This is a genomic window from Mesorhizobium sp. B2-4-6 (assembly GCF_006442775.1).
Classification (GTDB): Bacteria; Pseudomonadota; Alphaproteobacteria; order Rhizobiales; family Rhizobiaceae; genus Mesorhizobium.
This window is the reverse complement of the sequence record NZ_VFVI01000010.1, coordinates 125,505-146,783: the sequence shown is the minus strand read 5'-3', so window position 1 is coordinate 146,783 and position 21,279 is coordinate 125,505. Positions and strand designations below refer to the sequence as shown.

22 protein-coding genes and 1 riboswitch are annotated in these 21,279 nt (G+C 64.9%); of the genes, 9 read left to right on the top strand and 13 right to left on the bottom strand.

The features are described from left to right. Window positions 1–3: 3 nt before the first annotated feature. The 8 genes from hisC to FJ957_RS23175 form a co-directional block, all read right to left on the bottom strand. Window positions 4–1,107, bottom strand: a complete 1,104-nt coding sequence (hisC, locus tag FJ957_RS23210; RefSeq protein ID WP_140658765.1) for a histidinol-phosphate transaminase — start codon at window positions 1,105–1,107, stop codon at window positions 4–6. 141 nt (window positions 1,108–1,248) lie between these two features. Further along, window positions 1,249–2,079, bottom strand: a complete 831-nt coding sequence (locus FJ957_RS23205) for a 3-methyl-2-oxobutanoate hydroxymethyltransferase (RefSeq protein WP_140835157.1) — start codon at window positions 2,077–2,079, stop codon at window positions 1,249–1,251. A gap of 2 nt (window positions 2,080–2,081) precedes the next feature. Further along, window positions 2,082–2,543 (bottom strand): D-ribose pyranase, encoded by a 462-nt coding sequence (gene rbsD / locus FJ957_RS23200; RefSeq protein WP_140835156.1) that lies wholly within the window; start codon window positions 2,541–2,543, stop codon window positions 2,082–2,084. Continuing rightward, window positions 2,540–3,490 (bottom strand): ribokinase, encoded by a 951-nt coding sequence (locus tag FJ957_RS23195; RefSeq protein WP_246685940.1) that lies wholly within the window; start codon window positions 3,488–3,490, stop codon window positions 2,540–2,542. Before FJ957_RS23195 ends, rbsD begins: the two co-directional genes overlap by 4 nt. 13 nt (window positions 3,491–3,503) lie before the next feature. Next, entirely contained in the window at window positions 3,504–5,021 is a 1,518-nt protein-coding gene (locus FJ957_RS23190; protein WP_140835154.1) for a sugar ABC transporter ATP-binding protein, read from the bottom strand. A gap of 59 nt (window positions 5,022–5,080) precedes the next feature. Next, window positions 5,081–6,049: a sugar ABC transporter substrate-binding protein gene (locus FJ957_RS23185; RefSeq protein ID WP_140835153.1), complete on the bottom strand. Its 969-nt coding sequence runs from the start codon at window positions 6,047–6,049 to the stop codon at window positions 5,081–5,083. A gap of 153 nt (window positions 6,050–6,202) precedes the next feature. After that, a complete protein-coding gene (locus FJ957_RS23180; RefSeq protein ID WP_140835152.1) occupies window positions 6,203–7,225 on the bottom strand; it encodes an ABC transporter permease in 1,023 nt (340 codons plus the stop codon). Between the two features lie 137 nt (window positions 7,226–7,362). Then, a complete protein-coding gene (locus tag FJ957_RS23175) occupies window positions 7,363–8,115 on the bottom strand; it encodes a phytanoyl-CoA dioxygenase family protein (RefSeq protein ID WP_246685939.1) in 753 nt (250 codons plus the stop codon). Window positions 8,116–8,303: 188 nt separating this feature from the next. On the opposite strand from FJ957_RS23175, the gene FJ957_RS23170 reads away from it, so the two are divergent. The 4 genes from FJ957_RS23170 to FJ957_RS23155 all read left to right on the top strand — a co-directional run bounded on the left by FJ957_RS23170 (window position 8,304) and on the right by FJ957_RS23155 (window position 12,524). Continuing rightward, entirely contained in the window at window positions 8,304–9,158 is an 855-nt protein-coding gene (locus tag FJ957_RS23170) for an AraC family transcriptional regulator (RefSeq protein WP_140835150.1), read from the top strand. 169 nt (window positions 9,159–9,327) lie between these two features. Next, a riboswitch (SAM riboswitch) is annotated at window positions 9,328–9,405 on the top strand. A gap of 96 nt (window positions 9,406–9,501) precedes the next feature. Further along, window positions 9,502–10,671 carry a homoserine O-acetyltransferase gene (locus tag FJ957_RS23165; RefSeq protein ID WP_140835149.1) on the top strand — a complete coding sequence of 390 codons (1,170 nt, stop codon included), beginning with the start codon at window positions 9,502–9,504 and terminating at the stop codon, window positions 10,669–10,671. Window positions 10,672–10,750: 79 nt separating this feature from the next. After that, on the top strand, window positions 10,751–11,368 hold the full coding sequence (gene metW, locus FJ957_RS23160) for a methionine biosynthesis protein MetW (protein WP_140835148.1): 618 nt from the start codon (window positions 10,751–10,753) through the stop codon (window positions 11,366–11,368). A gap of 226 nt (window positions 11,369–11,594) precedes the next feature. Next, window positions 11,595–12,524: a glycosyltransferase family A protein gene (locus FJ957_RS23155; RefSeq protein WP_140835147.1), complete on the top strand. Its 930-nt coding sequence runs from the start codon at window positions 11,595–11,597 to the stop codon at window positions 12,522–12,524. A 105-nt stretch (window positions 12,525–12,629) separates the two neighbouring features. Here FJ957_RS23155 and FJ957_RS23150 read toward each other — a convergent pair whose 3' ends face one another. Next, window positions 12,630–14,471 (bottom strand): ABC transporter ATP-binding protein/permease, encoded by a 1,842-nt coding sequence (locus FJ957_RS23150; protein ID WP_140835146.1) that lies wholly within the window; start codon window positions 14,469–14,471, stop codon window positions 12,630–12,632. 117 nt (window positions 14,472–14,588) lie between these two features. Continuing rightward, window positions 14,589–15,365: a methyltransferase domain-containing protein gene (locus FJ957_RS23145; RefSeq protein WP_140835145.1), complete on the bottom strand. Its 777-nt coding sequence runs from the start codon at window positions 15,363–15,365 to the stop codon at window positions 14,589–14,591. A gap of 117 nt (window positions 15,366–15,482) precedes the next feature. Between FJ957_RS23145 and gloB the strand changes: the two genes are divergently transcribed. Both gloB and FJ957_RS23135 read left to right on the top strand, forming a co-directional pair. Continuing rightward, on the top strand, window positions 15,483–16,250 hold the full coding sequence (gene gloB / locus FJ957_RS23140; RefSeq protein ID WP_140835144.1) for a hydroxyacylglutathione hydrolase: 768 nt from the start codon (window positions 15,483–15,485) through the stop codon (window positions 16,248–16,250). Window positions 16,251–16,317: 67 nt separating this feature from the next. Then, window positions 16,318–16,752 (top strand): cupin domain-containing protein, encoded by a 435-nt coding sequence (locus FJ957_RS23135; protein ID WP_140835143.1) that lies wholly within the window; start codon window positions 16,318–16,320, stop codon window positions 16,750–16,752. Here FJ957_RS23135 and FJ957_RS23130 read toward each other — a convergent pair. The 3 genes from FJ957_RS23130 to FJ957_RS23120 are packed head-to-tail and all read right to left on the bottom strand — an operon-like array spanning window position 16,749 to window position 19,128. Beyond that, window positions 16,749–17,420: a lysoplasmalogenase gene (locus FJ957_RS23130; protein WP_140835142.1), complete on the bottom strand. Its 672-nt coding sequence runs from the start codon at window positions 17,418–17,420 to the stop codon at window positions 16,749–16,751. The genes FJ957_RS23135 and FJ957_RS23130 overlap by 4 nt on opposite strands. Then, on the bottom strand, window positions 17,417–18,304 hold the full coding sequence (locus tag FJ957_RS23125; protein ID WP_140835141.1) for a DMT family transporter: 888 nt from the start codon (window positions 18,302–18,304) through the stop codon (window positions 17,417–17,419). Before FJ957_RS23125 ends, FJ957_RS23130 begins: the two co-directional genes overlap by 4 nt. 32 nt (window positions 18,305–18,336) lie before the next feature. Next, window positions 18,337–19,128: a DUF3108 domain-containing protein gene (locus FJ957_RS23120; protein ID WP_140835140.1), complete on the bottom strand. Its 792-nt coding sequence runs from the start codon at window positions 19,126–19,128 to the stop codon at window positions 18,337–18,339. A gap of 257 nt (window positions 19,129–19,385) precedes the next feature. Between FJ957_RS23120 and rpmB the strand changes: the two genes are divergently transcribed. From rpmB to FJ957_RS23105, 3 genes are all read left to right on the top strand, one after another. After that, window positions 19,386–19,682 carry a 50S ribosomal protein L28 gene (rpmB, locus tag FJ957_RS23115; protein ID WP_140784042.1) on the top strand — a complete coding sequence of 99 codons (297 nt, stop codon included), beginning with the start codon at window positions 19,386–19,388 and terminating at the stop codon, window positions 19,680–19,682. 111 nt (window positions 19,683–19,793) lie between these two features. Beyond that, on the top strand, window positions 19,794–20,480 hold the full coding sequence (locus tag FJ957_RS23110) for a queuosine precursor transporter (protein ID WP_140835139.1): 687 nt from the start codon (window positions 19,794–19,796) through the stop codon (window positions 20,478–20,480). A gap of 121 nt (window positions 20,481–20,601) precedes the next feature. Further along, entirely contained in the window at window positions 20,602–21,276 is a 675-nt protein-coding gene (locus FJ957_RS23105; protein ID WP_140835138.1) for a hypothetical protein, read from the top strand. Window positions 21,277–21,279: the final 3 nt, after the last annotated feature.

Here is a 21,279-nt window from a genome sequence, read left to right as displayed (position 1 = left end):
GTTCTAGCTTTTCAGGAAGGTCTTGAGCGCGTCGATGACGCCGCGATTGGCCTCTTCAGTGCCGATGCTCATGCGCAGCGCATTGGGAAAGCCGTAGCCGGTCACGCGGCGCAGGATGTAACCGCGCGCACTGAGATAATCGTCCGCCGCCGCCGCCGAATGCTTCTTGCCGTCGGGAAAATGGATCAGCACGAAATTGCCGACGCTGGGCGTGACGCGCAGGCCGAGCCCGGTCAGCTCTGCGCTGAGCCAGGCCAGCCATTTCTCGTTATGCGTCGCGCTGCGCTCGATATGGGCGCGGTCGCGGATCGCGGCGATGCCGGCCTCGATCGCGGTGGCATTGACGTTGAACGGGCCGCGGATGCGGTTGATCGCATCGACGATATGCGCCGGGCCGTACATCCAGCCGATGCGCGCGCCGCCAAGGCCGAGCTTGGAGAAGGTGCGGGTCATCACCACGTTCTCGGAGCTGCCCGCCAGCTCGATGCCGGCTTCATAGTCGTTGCGCCGCACATATTCGGCATAGGCCGCGTCGAGCACCAGCAGCACGTCCTTCGGCAGCGCCGCGTGCAGCCGGCGCACTTCCTGGAACGGCACATAGGTACCGGTCGGATTGTTCGGATTGGCGAGGAACACGATCCGCGTCGCCGGCGTCACCGCGGCCAAAATCGCATCGATGTCGGCGCGCTCGTCGGTTTCCTTGACCGCCACCGGCTTGGCGCCCGCCGCCTGGATGTAGATCTTGTAGACCATGAAGGCGTGCTCGGTGAACACCGCCTCGTCGCCCGGCGCGAGATAGGTCTGCGCCAGGAGCCCGAGGATCTCGTCGGAGCCGTTGGAGCAGATGATGTTTGCCGGGTTCAGCCCATGCACTTCGGCGATCGCCTCGCGCAGCCGGCGGGCGGTGCCATCGGGATAGACGTCGAGCTTCGCCGCCACTTCGCGTGCGGCCTCGATCGCCTTCGGCGAGGGCCCGAGCGGATTTTCGTTCGACGACAGCTTGTAGACTTTCGTCACGCCGGCGGGCGCAGTGCTTTTTCCCGGCACATAGGCCTCGATGTCCATGATCCCCGCGCGGGGCGTCGGACGGGGCTGATCCTGCTTCATGTCACAAATCCGTCGAGAAGGCCTTCAAGGCCGCAGCGGAAATACAGGCCACGGGCTGGAATGTCGAGTGCCGGCGCCTGGTGTATGCGGACCGACCGCGAGGATCAGGGCCTTGAAATCACGCCGGGTCTCGAGCGCCGGTTATGGCTTCGTCGAATCGACGAGGGCGCGGAACCCCTCCAATTCCTCTTCGGCGATGGCCGCGATCTCGGCCTTGCCGGGGTAGCTGCCGCCGTCGACCTCCTTGCGGAAGGCGGTGAGCGCGTCGATCCGGGCGTCACGCACCTGCCGATGCAACGCGGCCAGCTTGCCCCAGGCCCGCGCGTGGCGAGGGAGACGGGTCGACTCACCGCAGATGTCCGACGTGAACAGGAAGATGACGTCCGCCTCGGCGCCCGAGCCGAGCGACACGGTCACCAGCGAGGTGCGGCGGTGGATTTCCGCCATCAACGCCGCCGGTATGATCTCGCACTCGACCGCGAAGGCGCCGGCATCCTCCAGCCGCCGGAACTGATCCCGGAGCTCGACCGCCTCGGCCGCAGTCTTGCCGACCGCCCGGATGCCGCCGACCCAGGTCGATTTGCGCGGCACGAAACCGAGATGGCCCATGACCGGTATTCGTTCGTTCGCCAGCATACGGACCATGTCGTAGCTGCGTCCGGTGATGACCGCGTCCGCGCCGGAGGTGATCGCCGAAAAAGCGGTTCGCAGGATTTCGTCGCCAGTCACCGCGTCGGCGAAGCCGAGCGCGGCCGTTACGAAGACGCGGCGCGACCCCTCGCGGACGCGGGTCACATTGGCCGCCCGGCAGACGACCATCTCGATGCCGGCCGCCTCGGCCGCGGCGGCCTCGTCCGCCGTCTCGGCGGTCACCTGGGCGACGCGCCGGCCGGCCTGCCGCAATGCGCGCAGGCCGGCCACCGTGATGCTCCGCTCGACCTCGCGGCCGCCGAAATCGAAGATTTTCGGCACGCTCAGCCCTTGAGTTTCTTGGCGTAGTAGTCGGGCGCGACAACGCCGGGCTTGGAGAACCAGGCCGGAACGTCGACACCGGAATAGAGCAGGATGTTGCCCCATGGGTCGAAGGCGCCGGTGCGCACGATCACCTTGGCCTTGGCGGCCATTTCGCCGAGAATGGCCTCGTGCTTGACGGTTTCATGGTCGGCGTCCCGGAACAGGCGCTTCACCTTGGCGAGCAGCGGCGCGTTGTGCACGGGCAGCGTGTCGGCATAGGCGACGCGTTCGGCGATCAGGTTGGCCGCGATTGGCGTCAGCACGGTCTCAAGATCGGGAACGTCAGGGGTGATGGCGAGGTCGATGCGCCATGCGCTCGACGGAATGGGAAAACCCGCGTCGCAGACGATCATCAGGTCGCCATGCCCCATGGAGGCGATGGCATGAGCGAGTTCGGCGTTAAGCAGTCGGTTGCGGTTCACGGTTGCTCCTTCCATACGGTTTTCATGGCTTCGGCATAAAGCGCGTCGGCCTGGGCGCGCTGGGGGAGACCGGGAATGACGCCGAGCCTGGTGCAGGCGATCGCGCCGCAGACGACGCCGAAACGCACGGCGTCGACGATGTCGCGGCCTTCCGCCAGCGCCATGGCGAAGCCCGAATTGAAGGCATCGCCCGCGCCGGTCGTGTCGGTGACCTCCACCGGCACCGCCGGCACCATGACGTCGATCTCGTCGGTCAGGATGAGCGCGCCGCTGCGGCCGAGTGTGACGACGACGTTGCGCACGCCGCGCCGCCGCAATTCCCGGGCGAGTTCGCGCGAGGACCTGGGGTCGTCGGCGGGCAGGCCGAGCAGGATGCGCAGTTCGCTTTCATTCGGCGTGAGATAGTCGACCCAGGCGAAGATCGTGTCCGGCAGCTGGCGCGCCGGCGCCGGATTGAGGATCGTCCTTGCGCCATGCTTGCGGCCAAGCTCCATCGCCCGCGTGGCGGCGGCCGTCGGCACCTCCAGCACGGTCATGACGACATCGCTCTCGGCGATGCGCGCCTCGGCAATGTCGACCGTGGCCGCGTCCATCAACTCGTTGGCGCCCATGTCGAGGATGATGAAGTTCTCGCCCTTGTCGTTGAGGATGATGAAGCCGACGCCGGTCGCCCGCTCCGTCCGCGCGCTCACAAGGCTGGTGTCGACGCCTTCGATTGCATAGAGGTCGGTGGCGATGCTGGCGAGCTTGTCGGTGCCGAGGATGGCGAGCAGCGACGACGACGCGCCCAGACGCGCCGTTGCGACGGCCTGGTTGGACCCCTTGCCGCCCGGACCCATGTCGAAATCGGTGCCGAGCATGGTTTCACCGAAAATGGGCAGCTTGGGCGCCCGCATGGTCAGCCCGACCGCGAAGCTGCCGACGATGGTTATCTTTGGCTTGGTCATCCGCATTCCCGTCTCAGGATGTCATGGCGCGTGCGAGGATCGCCGTCTCGGTGATAGCCTGGCCGGTCAGTTCTCCCGACAGGCGACCGTCGCGCAGCACAAGCACTCGTTCGGCATTCATGATCAACTCCGGTATCTCCGAAGAGATCATGACGATCGCCATGCCTTCGCCGGCGATGCCGCGCAGGATCGAGTAGATTTCCGCCTTGGCGCCGACATCGATGCCGCGTGTCGGCTCGTGCAGCACCAGCACGCGCGGATTGGTGACGAGGCTGCGGCCGAGGATGATCTTCTGCTGGTTGCCGCCCGAAAGCGTTCCCAGTTTCTGGCCGAGATGTGAAATCCGCGCATCGAGCCGCGCGACCTGGGCGCGGGCCTCGCGTTTCACCGCGCCGCGCCGCACGAAGCCGGCCAGCGAAAACCGCGGCAGCGAGGCGGAGACGACATTGTCGGCCACGCTCATTTGCAGAAGGCCGCCGGAACCGCGCCGGTCGGCCGGAACGAAGGACATGCCGAGGCGGATCGCGGCAACTGGATCGGCGCCGCGCAGTTCCTTGCCGTCGATCGTGACCTTGCCGCGCCGGGCGCAGAGCCCGAAAAGCGCGTCGCCAAGTCCGTCCTTGCCGGAATCGGGAAGTCCGCCGATGCCGAGGATCTCGCCGCCGCGCACGCTGAAGCTGACGTCCTCCAGCCCCGCCGCCTCAAGGTTTTCGACCGCCAGCACGGCGTCCTCGTCTTCAGGCCTGGGTTCGACCTGAAGCGACCATTGCATGGCGGCGTCGAGGTCGCGGCCGACCATGGCCCGGATGAGCTGGTCCTCCGACAGGCCCTCATTGTCCATCGTCACGATCGTGCGGCCATCGCGCATCACCGTGACGCGGTCGGCGATATCCAGCACCTCGCGCAGATGATGCGATACGTAGATGATGGTCACGCCCTCGGCGCGGAGCTGCCTGACGACCTCGAACAGCCTTTCGCTTTCGCGTTTGGAAAGCGCCGAATTCGGCTCGTCCAGCACAAGCACGCGGGCATTCTGGCGGATGGCGCCGGCGATCTCGACCAATTGCATCTCGGCGACCGAGAGGCGGCCGACCTTGGTGTCGGGGTCGAGGCCGCCCATGCCGAGCCGGGTAAGCGCATCGCGCGCCTCCCGCCGCATCATGTCCCGCGGCAGCAGCGAAACGGCAGAGCGCGCCGCCATGTCCGACATCATGATGTTTTCGGCCACGCTCATCGTCGGGCAGAGCGCCAACTCCTGATAGACGACAGTGATGCCGTGGGCGCGGCTGTCGAGCGGGGAGGAGAGTTTCACGTCCCTGCCCTCTACCAGAAGCTTGCCGCCATCGGGGCGCAGGTCCCCGGCCAGGATGTTCATCAGCGTCGACTTGCCGGCGCCGTTCTCGCCGATCACGGCGTGAACCTCGCCGGCCCGGAAGCCGACGGAAATACGGTCAAGCGCGAGCACGCCGGGAAACCGCTTGGTTACGCCGGCGATCTCGACGATGTTTGCGAGGGAGGGGGCGGCCGTCATCGAGCTGGCTCGACGGGCCGGCGGAACCTGCGGCCCGCCGGCCTGTCACGCTGGCATTGTTACTTCTTGGCCACCTCGGCAATGTTCTCCTTGGTGTAGACGCCGACGCCGGTGTCGAGGTTCTCGATCGTCTGGCCCTTGAGGAACTGGACGAGGAGGTCGACCGCGGCGAAGCCTTGCTTTTCCGGAGCCTGGTCGATCGTGGCCTGCACGTCGCCGCTCTGCACGAGTTGCACGGTCTGGTCGAGCAGGTCGAAGCCGACCACCTTCACCTTGTCGGCCGCCTTGTTGCGCTCGACCCAGGTGCCGGCGGCGGGAGTGGAACAGCATTCCAGCGACAGGACGCCGGAGATCGAGGAGTTCGCCAGCATGGCGTTCTCGATCGCCGAATAGATCTTCTGCGGATCGGTGCCGGTGTTCAGCGTGCTGACCACCTCGATGCCGGGCTCGGCCTTCAGCGCCTCGCGCGCGCCTTTTTCACGGTCGAGCGACCACTGGGCGGCGGCGTCGATGGTGGTGATCATCACCTTGCCCTTGCCGCCGAGAACCTTGGCCATCAGTTTGCCGGCCTCACGGCCCGACTGCACGAGATCCTGCCCGGCGAAAGCCAGGCGCTTGCTTTCGGGATTGTCGGTGTTGAAGGTGACGACCGGGATACCGGCGGCGATCACCTTGTCGATCAGCGGTGCCAGCGCGTCGGTCGACACCGATGAAATCGCCAGGCCGTCCATCTTGCCCATCAGCGTCTCGATCTCGCTGATCTGGCCATCGGCATCGGCGCCGACCGGGCCGATGAACTGCGCGCTGACCTTGTCCTCGGTCGCCGCACGCTGGACGCCGGCCTTCATGAACGGCGCGAACTCGTTCGAGACGTCATGGTAGGAGACGTAGATGTCGAGCGGCTGGCCTGCGGCGATCTTGGCCTTGATGCGATCGGCGAGCGAGAAATCGGCGAGCTTGGCCTCGGCATGCGCGAGCGCGGGAAGCAGGCTGAGCGCCGCCGCGAGAATGACATGTCTGATTTTCATGGATAGTCCTCCCTTTTCTGTTTGGCTTGATTGCCCTCAGAGCGTGATGCCGAAAAGTGTGCAGCGGTTTTCGGACGACATCATGCTCTATCTCTCTGATTTAGAACCGGATTCAGAATTCGGGTTGATGCGGCCTGAAACCTGAATCCGGTTCTAGGCCGCGCGGCGCGTTGTCCATTTGTCGATGCCGACGGCGATGATGATGACGAGGCCGATCATCAGCTCCTGCACGAAGGGCGACACGCCCATCAGAACAAGGCCGTTGCGCATCACGCCGATGATCAGCACGCCGAGTATGGTTCCAAGGATGGTGCCTTCGCCGCCCGACAGCGAGGCGCCGCCGACGATGGTCGCGGCAATGACGTCGAGCTCCAGCCCGAGGCCGGTGCGGCCGGCCTGCCCGCTGGGCAGAAAGGCGAGGCTGAGGATGCCGGCGAAGGCGGCGAGCAGCCCCATCAGCACGAAGGCCCAGATCTTCACGGTGTTGACGGAAATGCCCGACACGCGCGCCGCTTTGGCGCTGCCGCCCACGGCATACACCCGGAAGCCGAAGTTCGAATAGGAAAGCACCAGCCATGCCAGCACGGCGATGATGGCGAAGAGCACGAGCTGCATCGGAATGATGCTGAACAGATAGCCCTGACCCATGAAGTTGAAGGTGTCGAGAACGTCGGGAAGCGCGCCGTTGCGCGCGTTGACGGTGACGGGCTGGCCGTTGGTCAGGATGAGCGCGGCGCCGCGGACGATGCTGAGCATGCCGAGCGTGGCGATGAGCGAGGGCAGGCGGCCGTAGGTGGACAGGATACCGTTGACGACGCCGATGACGGCGCCGGCGAAGAGGCCGACCGCGAGCGCCGGCAACACCCCCCAGCCAGCGATGATCAGCATGCCGGTGGCAAGCCCGGAAAAGGCGTAGGTCGATCCGACGGACAGATCCACCTCGCCGGAGATCAGCACGAACGTCATGCCGACCGCCATGATCCCGAGGAGCGAAACCTGTCGGCCTATGTTCAAGAGGTTCAGCGACGTGAGGAAGGTGTCTGTCGCGAAGGTCAGGAACAAGCAGATCGCGACCAGCGCGATGAACACGCCAGCCTCACGGACCCGCAAGAGTCGCGACAATTCAAACCGGCCTGCGGCTGCCGCGCGCGCGCCGCTCCTGACCGTATCGGCCATCCCATTCCTCCCTCGACGGCGGCGCTACGGCTGCAGCCGTCCGTCGCTGTTCTTCATCTCCCCATCGATCCGCGGCCTGGGCCCAAGCCTGGTTCGATGTCCTCAAGGCCGGGCTTCTACCCGGTCGTGCTTGCTCATTAAGCCTGCTGGAAAGAACCGGCAGGCACCTTGCGCAATTGTTCGTAGTTGCCGTATTCGCGCACCTTCTTGAAGGGCGCGTTCTCGACCGCGTTGTAGGAGCAGATATAGCCCCAACGATACGTGTCCGAGCGGTTCGCGTCCGAACGGTGCAGCAGGTTGCCGTCGAAGACCAGGGCGTCGCCCGCCTCCATCTCGACATAGATGTGCTCGAAGCGCTTCAGGGCAGCTTCCAGGTGCTCATGCTCGACATTGGTCTGCTCGTTCTCGCGGATATGATTGAGGCGGCCGAGCTTGTGCGTGCCCTTGAGCACCTGAAGGCAGCCGTTTTCGCGGGTCGCCTTGTCGAGCGCGACGTAGATGCTCATCATTTCCGGTGCCAGGCAGCCGTAATTGTACCAGTAGCCGAAGTCCTGGTGCCATTCCCATGCGCCGCCTTCGTTGGGCTGCTTCATCGTCATCTTGTGGCTGTAGAGGTAGATCGGCTTGCCGACGGCGTCCTCGGCCAGATCGACCATGCGCTCGTCGCGGGCCAGCAGGCCGTATTTGTCGTCCTCGGCCTTGGTCCACATCTTCAGCAGCGTGGTCTTGCCTTCCTTGTCGCCCTTGGACATCACGCCGCCCTTGCTCTGCTCCTCCTCGAGCTGCTTGCGGGCGTGGTCGCGGAAGTTGGCGACTTCGCCGGCGCCCAGCAGGCCACGGCGAATGATGTAGCCGTCGCGCGCGTAAAGCTCGGCTTCATGTCTGGTCATGGCAAGCATCGGTATTCTCCCTAGAATCCCAAGGCGTCCCGCGATGCGGCACGGGCGCCCCTGAACCTTTTTGAAGGCCCGGTCCCGATCGGCTTCCGGCCGGAATTCCCAGGCTCTTGAGGAGAATTTAGCCCCTCCGCCGGGGAACAAAATGGACAAAGGGAACGTATTTTTTGTATAAAACGCGCATGCAAAAAAGAACGTCCGTAATTGAGAGTTTCCACTATGTGCCAGCCCCGGCCTGGACCCGCGCCGCATTCAGCGTGCTGCGCGCCGGAAAAGTCGCCGCCGGGCCGGATTACCGGATAGAACGCGCCATCTATGCGGGACAGGACATCCTCTATTGCCTTGCGGGCGCCGGCTATGTCGAAACGCTTGGGCAAAGGATAGATGTCGGTGCTGGTCAACTGGTCTGGATGGCGAACGAGGCGCCGCACGTCCATTCCGCTGATCCCCGGGATCCTTGGACGGTACTTTGGTTCAGGCTGGACGGGCCGGAGCCCGCCATCCTGCGGCGCAAGCTGTTCGGAGAGGGCACGCCGCGCGCCAGCTTCGCCGAGGGAGCGACTCCGGTCCCATGGTTCGAGCGCCTGTTTGCCGCGCTGCGCCGCCGCGACGCCAGCCTTGACCTGCGCCTTTCGCAATTGGTTGCCGAATTCCTGCTCCTGATCGATCGCGCGTTGGCGGGCCCCGATAGTGACGACCTGCCGAAACCGCTCGCTTCCGGTATCGAAGCGATGCGCGGAGCGCTCGGCTTTGCGTGGAACGCGTCGGCCCTGTCAGCCGTCACCGGGCTCGGGCCGTCGCAGACCCGGCGGATGTTTCAGCGCTATCTTCGCACCAGCCCGCACCAGTGGCTGATGCGCGAGCGGTTGATGCACGCGCAGTCGCTGCTCGTGCAGGACGACCAGCCGATCGCGGAGATTGCCGAGACGTGCGGCTTTTGCGACGTCTATCATTTCGGCCGCGAATTCCGGCGATCCGTTGGCATTTCGCCTTCGGCCTGGCGGCGCAGCGAACTGGGTGTTGCGTCGAAGCGCTGAACAGATTCCGCGAAGGCGTCACACGGCTTTCCGGAAAGAAACTGCGGCAGGATAGGCAGGCCATGTGTTGGCTTGGCAGGAAATGGCCTGCTTGGGTGCTGTGAACCGACTGGAGCGCCGCGAGGAGGCTACCCGTTGACGAAGAGCGGCACTGGTCCTAGAAGAACTGCCAGACTTCCGTGGTGATTTGGCCGGTCGGCTTGCAGCCACGTTAAACAACTCGCTAAAGGGCCGTTTGCAACCTGTAACCGGCTTTGCGACGGCAATGCCGGTTTTTTGTTGTCCGCTGCCGGCCGGACACCGCGTCGGGACGAGACCGATGCGGGACAGGATGAGGATGGACATGGCCGCTCAGCGCGTTGCAAGGACCAAGGACGAGGCCGACCATCCGTCGAGCCCGGTGCTGCAGTTCGGCCCCGACAAGCCGCTGAAGCTCGACGCCGGCACCATCCTTTCGCCTTTCCAGATCGCCTACCAGACCTACGGCACGCTCAACGACGCGCGCTCCAACGCCATCCTCGTCTGCCACGCGCTGACGGGCGACCAGCACGTCGCCAACACCAATCCGGTGACCGGCAAGCCGGGCTGGTGGGAAGTGCTGATCGGCCCAGGCAAGATCATCGACACCAACCGCTTCTTCGTCATCTGCGCAAACGTCATCGGCGGCTGCCTCGGCTCGACCGGCCCGGCCTCGACCAACCCTGCCACCGGCAAGCCTTACGGGCTCGACCTGCCGATCATCACCATCCGCGACATGGTGCGCGCGCAGGCGATGCTGGTCGATCATTTCGGCATCGAAAAGCTGTTTTGCGTGCTTGGCGGCTCGATGGGCGGCATGCAGGTTCTGGAATGGGCGGCGAGCCATTCCGAGCGTGTGTTCTGCGCCCTGCCGATCGCCAGCGGCGCCCGCCATTCCTCGCAGAACATCGCGTTCCATGAAGTCGGCCGACAGGCCGTCATGGCCGATCCGGAGTGGCACGGCGGCAAATATCTCGATTTCGGCAAGCGGCCGGAAAAGGGGCTTGCCGTCGCGCGCATGGCCGCTCACATCACCTACCTTTCGGAAGCAGCGCTCCACCGCAAGTTCGGCCGCAATCTGCAGGACCGCGAGGCGCTGACCTTCGGCTTCGACGCCGATTTCCAGATCGAAAGCTATCTACGCCACCAGGGCATGACCTTCGTCGACCGCTTCGACGCCAACTCCTACCTCTATCTGACCCGCGCGATGGACTATTTCGACCTTGCCGCCGATCACGGCGGGCGCCTCGCCGACGCCTTCGCCGGCACCAAGACGCGCTTTTGCCTGGTCTCCTTCACCAGCGACTGGCTGTTCCCGACCGAGGAGAGCCGGTCGATCGTGCATGCCTTGAACGCGGCGGGCGCTTCCGTCTCCTTCGTCGAGATCGAGACCGATCGCGGCCACGACGCCTTCCTGCTCGACGAGCCGGAGCTGTTCGCGGCCATCAACGGCTTCATCGCCTCTGCCGCCCGCGCCAGGGGGCTCAGCCTGTGACCCCGAACCGAAGGTCAGCGAACGCAGAAAGTTGCGGACTTTTCGGAGCGCGATCGCGCGTCATGCAGGAGGCAAGGCCATGAGCGTCAATCGCGCCCAGCGTGTCGACCTCGAGGTCGTCACCGATCTCATCCCGGCCAATTCGCGCGTCCTCGATGTCGGCTCGGGCGACGGCGTGCTTCTGGAGCTCCTGCAGGATACCAAGCAGGTCGACGGCCGCGGGCTGGAACTGTCGCAGCGCGGCGTCAATGAATGCGTGGCGCGCGGGCTATCGGTTATCCAGGGCGACGCGGACACGGATCTGAAATTCTACGCCGACAAGGGCTTCGACTTCGTCGTGCTGTCGCAGACGCTGCAGGCGACGCGCAACCCGAAGGTCGTGCTCGACGAGCTGCTTCGGATCGGCAACCGGGCCATCGTCTCCTTCCCCAATTTCGGCCACTGGCGCGTGCGCTTTTCGCTGCTGATCAAGGGCAGGATGCCGGTCACCAAGGACCTGCCCTACTCCTGGTACGACACGCCCAACATCCACTTCTGCACCATCCGCGACTTCGTCAACCTGTGCGAGGAACTCGGTGCGACCGTCGAGAGAGCAACCGCGCTCGACGCCAACGGCCAGAAGATCGGCCTGTCAATGCCCTGGTGGTTCTGGAATTTCTTCGGCCAGCAGGCGGTGTTTTTGTTGAGGCGGGGCTGACGCTGCTTACCGGCTGCGGATGCTCAACGCCGTCAATCAAGATCGCAGCGAACAGTGTTGCCTTTAAACCGCGACGGGCAAAAAACAGGCCTCCGTCAAGACACATCGACGTGACAGCGGCGGCCGTTTTCTGTAGCTTCAACACATATATCCTGGGACGGGCATGCAGAGCGAGCGGCGGCAAATTCAATCAGCGACTTCAATGCCCGGACATAGCGGAAATCAGATGCCGACCGACACGGTTCCGCTGATCTCAGTGATCACGCCGACCCACAACCGGCGCAGTCAGGTTGTGCGCGCGGTGGAAAGTGTTCTCGCCCAGACACTTACCCGCTTCGAGCACATCGTGGTCGACGACGGTTCGACCGACGGGACGGCCGCCGCGCTGGCCCAAATCCGCGACCCGAGGCTGATCTATGTCGGCGCCAAATGGCGCGGCGCGAATGCCGCGCGAAATGCGGGCATTGAGCGCGCGCGGGCACCGGTCGTGACCTTCCTCGATTCGGACGACGTCTATCTGCCGGATCGGCTGGAGCGGACGCTGGCGCGCTTCGACCAGAATCCCTCGCTCGAAGTCCTCATCAGCTCGTTCTTGTCGCTGAAAGGCAGCCGCAGCACCAAATGCATCAATCGCGACGCTTTCCTCGACAAGGGCACGCTGCAGCGTGCCCTGGTCTCGCAGACCATCTTCATTGCCGGCTCGGCGATCACCGCAAGGCACGAGTCGCTGCTCGCGATCGGCGGCTATGACAGCGACATCACGCGCATGCAGGATCGCGAATTGCTGCTGCGCTTTGCCCAGCGCAGCGGCGCCTTGCTGTCCGAGGACATCGACTGGAAGAAGTACAATTCGGAGAATTCGATCTCCGGCCGCCGCGACGGCTATGTCGAGGCCTACGCCAGTCTGATCGACAAGCATCCTTATATCGCCGACCGCTATCCCGACGTTCCGCCTTACATGATCGCGCGCCAGATCATCGCCGATATCCTCAAGGGCAGGTTGCCGCAGGCGTTTTCGGGCTATCACGCCAACCGGTCGTCCAAGTCGCTCGGCTACTCGCCCGCCGAACTCTTGCGCGGCTATGTCGTCGGCCGCCGCTGGCGGCGCGACTGCTACGACGAGTTCCGCGCCAAATATGGCGCCCGGGCGGTCTGATTGCCTCCTTGACACGACGCCGACGAAAACCGCTGCACATTTTTCCGTCAGGAACTGCGTGAAAACAAAGAGATAGAGCCGTTTTCCGCGAAACGGTGAAACGCCCTATGCTTCAGTGGATTCCTTCTTGCGGCGAGCCACCGGAGGCGGCGGTTCGATCGCCCCTGCCCTGACTCGCGCGGGTTTCAGCGCCGGCGCGCCGGTATCCTTGACGATGTTCAGCGAGCGCGGAAAAAACTGATTGTTGTGCTGACCACGTCCGATATTGACGATCGCGGTTTCGGGCAGGCGCTTCTGAAGCATAGCCAGAACCCGCCGCAACGTCGGCCCGTCGAACGCATCGAGCGCCTCGTCGATGATTACCCATTTCGGCTTGCGCAAGGCGAGCCTGGCGAAAGCCAGCGCCCGTTGTTCGTCGTCGCCCAACTCACGCTCCCAACGCCCGCTGCGGTCGAGCGAGGATGACAGCCGTTCGAGGCCAACCTCGGCAAGCACCGCCGAAATTTCGGTATCGCTGGCCGGGGCCTCGCCGTTCGGATGATCGAGCACCTCGCGCAACGTGCCGGCCGGAAAATAGGGCACGCGCGGCACGAAGATGGGGGGCTCCCCGGCCGGCAAGCCGATCCGGCCGCTCCCCCATGGCCACAGGCCGGCAATGGCGCGGAAGAACAATGTCTTGCCGGCCCCCGGCTCGCCGGTGATCATGACGCGCTCGCCGGAGTGGATTTCGACATCCGTCTGGGCAAGCTTGGTGCAGCCTTCCGGCGAAGCCACCTCAAGCGTGTCGAAGGTCAGGCTGCCATTGGCGTTTTCGCCGAACCGGATGCGTTTTTCCGTGTCATGCAGCGCGTCGGTTTCGGTGAGCGCGATGCGGAAATCGGCCACGCGCATCAACGTGGCGCGCCAGTCGGCGATACTGCCGATGTTGTTGATGAACCAGCGCAGGGACGAGTGAACCTGGTTGAAGGCGCCGACCGCCATCATCAGCCCGCCGAAGCTGATATCGCCCGAGAAATAGACCGGCGAAGCCACCAGGATAGGCGCCACCACCGTTATCCAGCCATAGGTATCGGTCACCCAGGACAGGTTGATCTGGGCGGTGAAGATGCGCCGCATGGCGCCCAGCACCGTGCCGAGGTCGAGCTCGAGCCGGCGCCGGGCATCGGGCTCGCCATGATAGAGCGCGATCGCGTCGACATTCTCGTTGATCCGCACCATGGAGGAGCGCAGCTCCGCTTCGCGGGTGTAGCGCTCGCTGTTGAGGCTGATCAGCGGACGCCCGACCAGCCAGCTCAGCCACGAGGCGATGCCGGCATAGAGGAATGCGGCCCAGACCATGTAGCCCGGTATCGCCAGCGAATAGCCGCCGACGTGGAACACGAAGCCGGAAGACAGCTGCCACAGCACGCCGACGAAGGAGACGAGCAGGATGAACGACTGCAGCAGGCCGACGCCGAGATCTGTCGACAGGTCCGACAAATGAGCGGCATCCTGCTGCATGCGCTGGTCGGGATTGACGCCAATGGCGCCGGCATTGGCCAGCCGGAAGGCCCGCGCCGGACGCATCCATTGATCGATCAGGTCCAGCGTCAGCGCCTCGCGCAGCCTCAAACGGATCATCTGGTTGAGCCAGGTCTGGCCGATATTGAGCACCAGAAGCCCGCCGGCGATCATCGCAAAGATGAGCAACTGGTGCAGGAAAGCAGCCATGTCGCGCCGGGCTAGCGCATCGTAGAAAGGCTGGTTCCAGCGGTTGAGCAGAACCTGTCCGATCGAGGTTGCGACGATGACCGCGACAATGCCGATGGAGACCCAGGCAAGTTGCCTGCGCACCGGCGAGGCCTTCAACCCCAGCTTGATCGTCGCCACCTGGTCGGCGAGGCTGCTCGCCTCGACCGAGACGGCGGCCTTTTTTGAGCCTGGCTTTTTATCGGTCTGGTTGTCCATGAAGGATATTCCTGGTTTCCGCGGCGGGCACGAACACCGCGCCAAGCGGGCATTCCTCAGATCGAGCATGCCTCAGATAGGGTGACGATCGCCGCGCGATGCAAGGCGCGGTCGCGATCACGAACGCGTCACTTGGCCAGGCGCGGCGTCAGCCGCATGCCGGCCAAGCCGCGTTGCGCCCTGTGGCGAGAACACCGGCACGAACACACGGCGAGAGGCGCGCTGCGCGACCGGCACGCCCTGGTAGAGCCGCTTCTGTGCCTCGACGACGATGACGCCGGAAAAGATCGGCCAGAACCGCCGGCCGACTCTCTCCAGCACATTGTGGAACCGCATCATGAAACGCCGCGGCGACGGCGGGAAGAACAGCGCGTCGCTCCACGTCGCCGGGGTGAAATTCGCCTCGCGCAGCAACTCGGTCAACTGGCCGCGCGAGAACGGCCGGCCATTGCCGAAGGGCGTGTGCTCGAACCGCGCCCAGACGCCGCGCCGATTGGGCACGACAATGACGACACTGCCCGCCGGCGACAGCACGCGCCAAATCTCGTTCAGCGTCTCGCGTGGGTTTTCGGCATGTTCGAGCGAATGCACCAAGAGCACCCGGTCGATGCAGGAATCGACTAGCGGCAGTTCCTCGTCGAAGACCAGCGCCGTCGCCGTCGGCCCCGACACCGGCCACACCACCGCGCCCTGCGTCGCCGGCATGAAGGCGAAGACGCGCTCGGCATCGGTGCCGAAGCGTTCCAGCCAGGGCAGCGTGTAGCCGAGGCCGACCAGCCGCTCGTTGGGAACGGTTGCCCATATGGACGACAGCGCCATGGTGATCGAACGCTCGGCCAGACGCCCGAGTGTGGTCGAGTAGAAGGAGCGCAGATCGACGATATCCGAATGCATGCGCGGGACGGTAGCCGCGAAGGAGCCCGAGTTCAACAAAGTGGTCAAGTTCAACAAAGGCAGATGACATCGGCGGCCGGCCGCCCTATCTCTGCGGCGATAACGGAGAGAATGTCGATGCCGGTCGAAATCGAGCAGTTCATGTGCCGCACCGACAATTTCGGCGTGCTAGTCCACGATCCGAAAAGCGGGCAGACGGCGATCATCGACGCGCCGGAAGAGGCGCCTATCCTGGCCGCGATCAAGCGCACCGGCTGGACGCCGACATTGATCCTCACCACGCACCATCATGCCGACCATGTCGAAGCCAATCTGGCGCTGAAGGAACGCTTCAAATTGCGCATCCTCGGCCCGGAAGCCGAAAAGGCAAAGATCCCCGGCATCGACGAGACGGTTGGCCAGGGTTCGGTCGTGCGCCTGGGCGAGGAAAGGATCGAGGTCATCGAGACGCCCGGCCATACTGCTGGCCACGTCTCCTACCATCTGCCCGCTTCGAAAGTAGCCTTCACCGCCGACACGCTGTTTGCGCTGGGTTGCGGCCGCCTGTTCGAATGCAAGCCGCCGGTCATGTATGAATCGCTGAAGAAACTGGCGGCGCTGCCGGCGCAAACCGCCATCTATTGCGGCCACGAATACACCTTGGCCAATGCCCGCTTCGCGGTGACGGTCGACCCCAGCAATCCGGTGTTGAAGCAGCGCGCGGCAAGGATCGAGGCGTTGCGCGCCGACAACAAGCCGACATTGCCGACGACCATCGGCGAGGAACTGTCGACCAACCCGTTCCTGCGCTGGCACGACCCGGCGATCCGCAAGCATCTCGGCATGGAGAAAGCCTCGGACGCCGAGGTCTTTGCCGAGATCCGCAAGCGCAAGGATAATTTTTGAGAGGCATGTCGCCCAAAAGTGTGCGGCGGTTTTGGGATGACGACATGCATCAAGACAAAGGATGCGAATGACCACCAGCGCCGCCGAGATCATCGCAACGCTGGGCCTCAAGCCGCATCCCGAGGGCGGTTGGTATGCCGAGACCTTTCGCGACGCCGCGGGCGGCTCGCGCGGTCATTCGACCGCGATCTATTTCCTGCTCGAGCAGGGCCAGCTTTCGGCATGGCACCGGGTGAAGGACGCGGCCGAGGCCTGGCACTTTTATGCCGGCGCGCCGCTGGCGCTGTCGATGCATGAGGAAGGCGCGAGCGTGGTCATCGAGCAGGTGCTGGGCACCGCCCTTGCCGCCGGCGAACGGCCGCAGATCGTCGTGCCAGCCGGCTGGTGGCAATCGGCGCGCAGCCTCGGCGAATGGACGCTGGTCGGCTGCACCGTGGCGCCGGGCTTCGATTTTGCGGCCTTCGAGTTGGCCGAGCCGGGCTGGCAGCCGAAGATCGCCTAGCTGAGAAGAAATTCCAGCGCGATCGCCAGTTGGGCGGCGTAGTAAAGCACCCAGACCGCGTAGCGCATCCAAACGCGATGCGGCGAGATCGCCGCGAGCAGGAAGCGTTCGGTTGCCAGCAGCCCGTCCGACGCGATGAACAGCACCGCGCCGGCGATGACCCAGACCTTGTCCGTGGTGAGCGCCGAAATGCCCATGGCGAGGATCGCCGCGACATAGACGGCGACCGGGATACGCAACTGCGGGCCGACGCGGCGCCAGAGCGCGGCAAGCATGACGATGCTGAATGCGGCCATGGCGAGTGCAATCGCGCCTCGCCAGGATTCCGCGCTCAACAGGCCGAGCCCGCCGCCCGCCTGCAAAAACAGCGCGACATAAGCGATGTGGCCGGCGAGAAAGCTCGCCAGCCCGCCGAGAAAAGCCTTTTCGCCGTCGCGCGACAGGAAGGCGTCGCCGACGGCGCTTAGGCCCAGCGCCGCGACGAGCAGCAGCGGACCGCCCTGCATGGCGGCGAGCACGGCCAGCAAAGCCACGGCCAGAGTCTTTGCCGCGCTGCGCGTCCATTTCGGCGGCATGTCGAGCGCAAAGGCGTAGATCACCGCCGCGACGAACGAGAACAGCAGGGTCGCATTGGCGTTGGCCTCGATGCCGCCGGGAAACGGCATCATGCGTTGACCTCTTTGGCCGCCGTCTTGCGCATCAGCAGCGACTTCGCCGCCAGCGCGGCGCCGGCGGTGATGAGCACGCAGGCGGCGAGGATGCGCAGCGACGGCTCGGCGACGCCGGCAGCGATCAGCACCAGCGTCGACAGGAGCGGCGCGGCATAGCTCGCGGCGCCCAGCACCTGGATATTGCCGCGCTTGACTCCGATGTCCCAGGCGTAGAAGGCCGCGCCCACCGGCATCAGGCCGAGCCCGATCACGGCCAGCCACTGTCCAGGGCCATCCGGCAGCACCGTCCTCTCAAGCAGAAAATGACAGATAAGCGACAGCACCGACGTCGCCGCGCAGAACCAGGTGACGATCGAGGTCGGCACCGACGGGAAGCGCCGCGACAGGAGCGAATAGGACGACCACAACAGCGCGCAGACGGCGGCCATCGCATAGCCGAAGGCATAGTGCGCGTCGAAGGCGAGCGCGCCACCCTTGGTGACGATCAGGAAGGTGCCGGCAAGGCCGAGCAGCGCGCCGACGACATGGTTCCAGGCAAGCCGCTCGCCCGGCATCAGCGCCGAGCCGAGCACGATCAGCAGCGGCCACAGATAGGCGATCAGGCTCGCCTCGACCGCCGGCGCGTTGCGCAGCGCCGTGAAATAGAAGAAGTGGTAGCCGAACAGGCCGGCTATGCCGATCACCCAGACCTGTGGCGGGATCTTCTGGCTCCGGTCGGGCGCCGGCATCAACAGCCGGGCCGCGAGCCCGACGCAGGTGCCGATGGCGAAGGTGATGGCCGACAACAGGAACGGAGGCACTTGGCCCGAGGCGTCGGTGAGCAGCGCCAGCAGCGCCCACATGGCGACCGCCGAAAACCCGATCAATGTTGCGCGCGCCATTCGTTCCCCGCCGGCGCGCGGTAGCGCCTGATCTAGTTGACCGCTTCGAACCGTCCCGCGCTGATGGTCAGCGGACCGATCTGGGTCCCGACCGTGGCGCGGATCGGCGCATATACGCCGGATTGGCCGAGCGGTGCAAACGTCACCAGCATGCGGCTCTTGTTCTTGAGGAAATTCAGCGCCTTGCGGCCCTTGCGATAGCCCGCCACCGGCTCGAAGCCCATCTTGCAGGTCACCGTGTCGCCCTTGTAGCCCGGCACCGAGATCGAGCCCTTGGAGGCATAGGTCAAGGTAAGGTCGGCGCGCATCTCGCCGTCATAGAATTTAACTGTCCGCCCGCAGACCTTGTCCAGGCTGTCGGCATGGATGACGGTCGCGGCCATGGGATCGAGCACCGATCTCAGGTCGCTATCGCCGAGCGGCACCCAACTCTTCGGATCGCGCTTCTTCGGCGCGGGAACGACCTGCGTGGAGGTGACCGCACCGTTGGCGAAGCGGATCTCGACCATCGAGGCCTTTTTGCCGGATGTATAGTCGGCCCGGAAGGCATGCGGCTGCATCTGCTTGCCGGAAATCGTGCCTTTCGACGAGATCGTGCCTTTCGTGTCGTCGAAGAGCTTGCCGAGGCCGGCGGCCGAGACGGTGCCGTCGATGGCATAGCTGTCGCCTTCGTAGCGGCTGGAAAAAGTCGCCCTGGCGATCGAAAGGCCGAGATAGGACACCGTATACTCGCCCTTGAAGGACTGCGGCGCCGCGGCGGCGAAGCTTGTTGCCGGCACGGCAAGGGCAAGCAGGCTGGCGAATGCATGAGATGGACGGAGCATGGCGGCTGGCGAATCCCTGGCGGTTCGGCCGGAACGCAGCGGCTCCAGCCTGGCATATCCCTTCGCGAAGGGCTTATACTGTGAAATCCGGCCTTTATATGGAGCGCGCCTGACGACGGGCCGCGTGCCGGAGCTTGACGCAGTGGTGAAATGCCACTATGGAACGCCAACTTTTCCAAAGGCCGCCTGACCGAGACCGCGCGCCGCCCGGCGCGGGCAGAATGGTTTGGCAGGTTTAGAAACTGAAGGTTAGACAAATGTCCCGCACCTGCGAACTCACTGCCAAGGCAGTCCAGACCGGCAACAATGTGAGCCACGCCAACAACAAGACCAAGCGTCGCTTCCTGCCGAACCTGGTCAATGTGACGCTTATTTCCGAAGCGCTGAACCAGAATGTTCGCCTGCGCATTTCGGCCAACGCGCTGCGTTCGGTCGAGCACCGCGGCGGCCTCGACGCCTTCCTGGCCAAGGCCGACGCCAAGGAATTGTCGCAGCGCGCGCGTCTGCTCAAGAAGCAGATCGCCAAGAAGCTGGCCGAGCAGCCGGCCGCTTAAAGCAGCTTTCAGGCGGGGGACGACCGCCTCGAGCCCCGGCCAGACCGGTGCTCGAAACAAGGGCGGGCGTCGGCATGGCGCTCGGCTGGTTCCATTACCCAGGATAAAAAAATGAATTTCCTGACGCGATATTTGCCCTTCGTGGCTGCCATGGCGCTTGTCGTCGTGGCCTCCAACATCCTTGTCCAGTTCCCGATGCAGGGCCAGGTCGGCGGTCTGGCGCTGGCGGACGTGCTCACCTGGGGTGCCTTCACCTATCCGTTCTCCTTCCTGGTCACCGACCTCGCCAACCGCCGCTACGGTCCGGCCGTGGCGCGCAAAGTGGTGTTCGTCGGCTTCATGACGGCGGTGACCTGCTCGATCCTGATCCCGCCTTTCCTGTTCCGCCACGGCCTGATCGAGTTCGAGACCGCCGCCGACCGGCTGGTGCGCATCGCGGCCGCCTCGGGTGCCGCCTTCCTCACCGCGCAATTGCTCGACGTCACCGTCTTCAACCGGCTGCGCCGGCAGAGCTGGTGGCGCGCGCCTATCGTCGGCACGCTGGTCGGCTCGGTGTTCGACACCATCGTCTTCTTCGGCGTCGCCTTCTCCGCCGCCTTCGCCTTTGCCGGCCCCAGTGACAGCTTCGCGCTGGAGACCGCGCCGCTGATGGGCGTGCTGCCGGTCGAGACGATGCGCTGGGTGTCCTGGGCGCTTGGCGACCTTTCGGTCAAGCTGGTCATTGCCATCGTGGCGCTGATCCCCTATCGGCTGCTCGCCGCGCGCTGGAGCCAGCCGGCGGTCGCGGTCGGAGCATGATCCCAAAAAGTGGGACTGGGTTTTTGGAAATGATCATGCTCCAAACAAAAAGAGAGAGCATGATCCCAAAAACTGGGACCCGGTTTTTGGAAAAGCTCATGTTCAAACCAAAAGAGAGACCGTGATCCCCTGGGTTCAACTCGATTCCGCCCGCACGCCTGATGGCGCGCAGGAACTTCGCCTGAAGCGGCGCGGGGCTGAATTCTCGATCATGCTCGGCACCAACGAGTTGATGAACAGCCGCCTCAGCGGCTCCGAGGAGGCGCTCGCCAGGCTTTCCTGCGAGCGGATCGCCGACGCCAAGCGGCCAGGCATCCTCATCGGCGGGCTCGGCATGGGCTTCACCTTGCGCGCCGCCCTCGCCGCGCTCGATCGCGACGCCGCCGTCACCGTCGCCGAACTGGTTCCCGCGGTCGTCGCCTGGGCGCGGGGCCCCATGTCCGGGATATTCGACGGCTGCCTCGACGACCCGCGCGTCACCCTTCGCGAGGCCGATGTCGGCCAGTTGATAAGGGCGCAGAAGGCCGCCTGGGACGCCATCCTGCTCGACGTCGACAACGGCCCCGAAGGCATCGTCTACAAGGGCAACGACACGCTCTATGGCGCGGCCGGCCTGGCGGCCGCGCGCGCCGCCTTGAAGCCCGGCGGCGTTCTGGCGGTCTGGTCGCAGGGGGCGGACAGCCGCTTCACCCGGCGGCTGAAGCAGGCCGGCTTCGCGGTCGAGGAGATCAACACGCGGGCCAACGGCAAGCGCGGCGCCCGCCACGTCATCTGGATCGCGGCCAGAACGCCGTAATCC

What these genes read in the sequence shown, in the direction of transcription:
- hisC (WP_140658765.1), bottom strand. Translation starts at nt 1,107, where the DNA reads ATGAAGCAGGATCAGCCCCGTCCGACGCCCCGCGCGGGGATCATGGAC.
- FJ957_RS23195 (WP_246685940.1), bottom strand. Translation starts at nt 3,490, where the DNA reads ATGACCAAGCCAAAGATAACCATCGTCGGCAGCTTCGCGGTCGGGCTG.
- FJ957_RS23190 (WP_140835154.1), bottom strand. Translation starts at nt 5,021, where the DNA reads ATGACGGCCGCCCCCTCCCTCGCAAACATCGTCGAGATCGCCGGCGTA.
- FJ957_RS23185 (WP_140835153.1), bottom strand. Translation starts at nt 6,049, where the DNA reads ATGAAAATCAGACATGTCATTCTCGCGGCGGCGCTCAGCCTGCTTCCC.
- FJ957_RS23180 (WP_140835152.1), bottom strand. Translation starts at nt 7,225, where the DNA reads ATGGCCGATACGGTCAGGAGCGGCGCGCGCGCGGCAGCCGCAGGCCGG.
- FJ957_RS23175 (WP_246685939.1), bottom strand. Translation starts at nt 8,115, where the DNA reads ATGACCAGACATGAAGCCGAGCTTTACGCGCGCGACGGCTACATCATT.
- FJ957_RS23170 (WP_140835150.1), top strand. Translation starts at nt 8,304, where the DNA reads ATGCAAAAAAGAACGTCCGTAATTGAGAGTTTCCACTATGTGCCAGCC.
- FJ957_RS23165 (WP_140835149.1), top strand. Translation starts at nt 9,502, where the DNA reads ATGGCCGCTCAGCGCGTTGCAAGGACCAAGGACGAGGCCGACCATCCG.
- metW (WP_140835148.1), top strand. Translation starts at nt 10,751, where the DNA reads ATGAGCGTCAATCGCGCCCAGCGTGTCGACCTCGAGGTCGTCACCGAT.
- FJ957_RS23155 (WP_140835147.1), top strand. Translation starts at nt 11,595, where the DNA reads ATGCCGACCGACACGGTTCCGCTGATCTCAGTGATCACGCCGACCCAC.
- FJ957_RS23150 (WP_140835146.1), bottom strand. Translation starts at nt 14,471, where the DNA reads ATGGACAACCAGACCGATAAAAAGCCAGGCTCAAAAAAGGCCGCCGTC.
- FJ957_RS23145 (WP_140835145.1), bottom strand. Translation starts at nt 15,365, where the DNA reads ATGCATTCGGATATCGTCGATCTGCGCTCCTTCTACTCGACCACACTC.
- gloB (WP_140835144.1), top strand. Translation starts at nt 15,483, where the DNA reads ATGCCGGTCGAAATCGAGCAGTTCATGTGCCGCACCGACAATTTCGGC.
- FJ957_RS23135 (WP_140835143.1), top strand. Translation starts at nt 16,318, where the DNA reads ATGACCACCAGCGCCGCCGAGATCATCGCAACGCTGGGCCTCAAGCCG.
- FJ957_RS23130 (WP_140835142.1), bottom strand. Translation starts at nt 17,420, where the DNA reads ATGATGCCGTTTCCCGGCGGCATCGAGGCCAACGCCAATGCGACCCTG.
- FJ957_RS23125 (WP_140835141.1), bottom strand. Translation starts at nt 18,304, where the DNA reads ATGGCGCGCGCAACATTGATCGGGTTTTCGGCGGTCGCCATGTGGGCG.
- FJ957_RS23120 (WP_140835140.1), bottom strand. Translation starts at nt 19,128, where the DNA reads ATGCTCCGTCCATCTCATGCATTCGCCAGCCTGCTTGCCCTTGCCGTG.
- rpmB (WP_140784042.1), top strand. Translation starts at nt 19,386, where the DNA reads ATGTCCCGCACCTGCGAACTCACTGCCAAGGCAGTCCAGACCGGCAAC.
- FJ957_RS23110 (WP_140835139.1), top strand. Translation starts at nt 19,794, where the DNA reads ATGAATTTCCTGACGCGATATTTGCCCTTCGTGGCTGCCATGGCGCTT.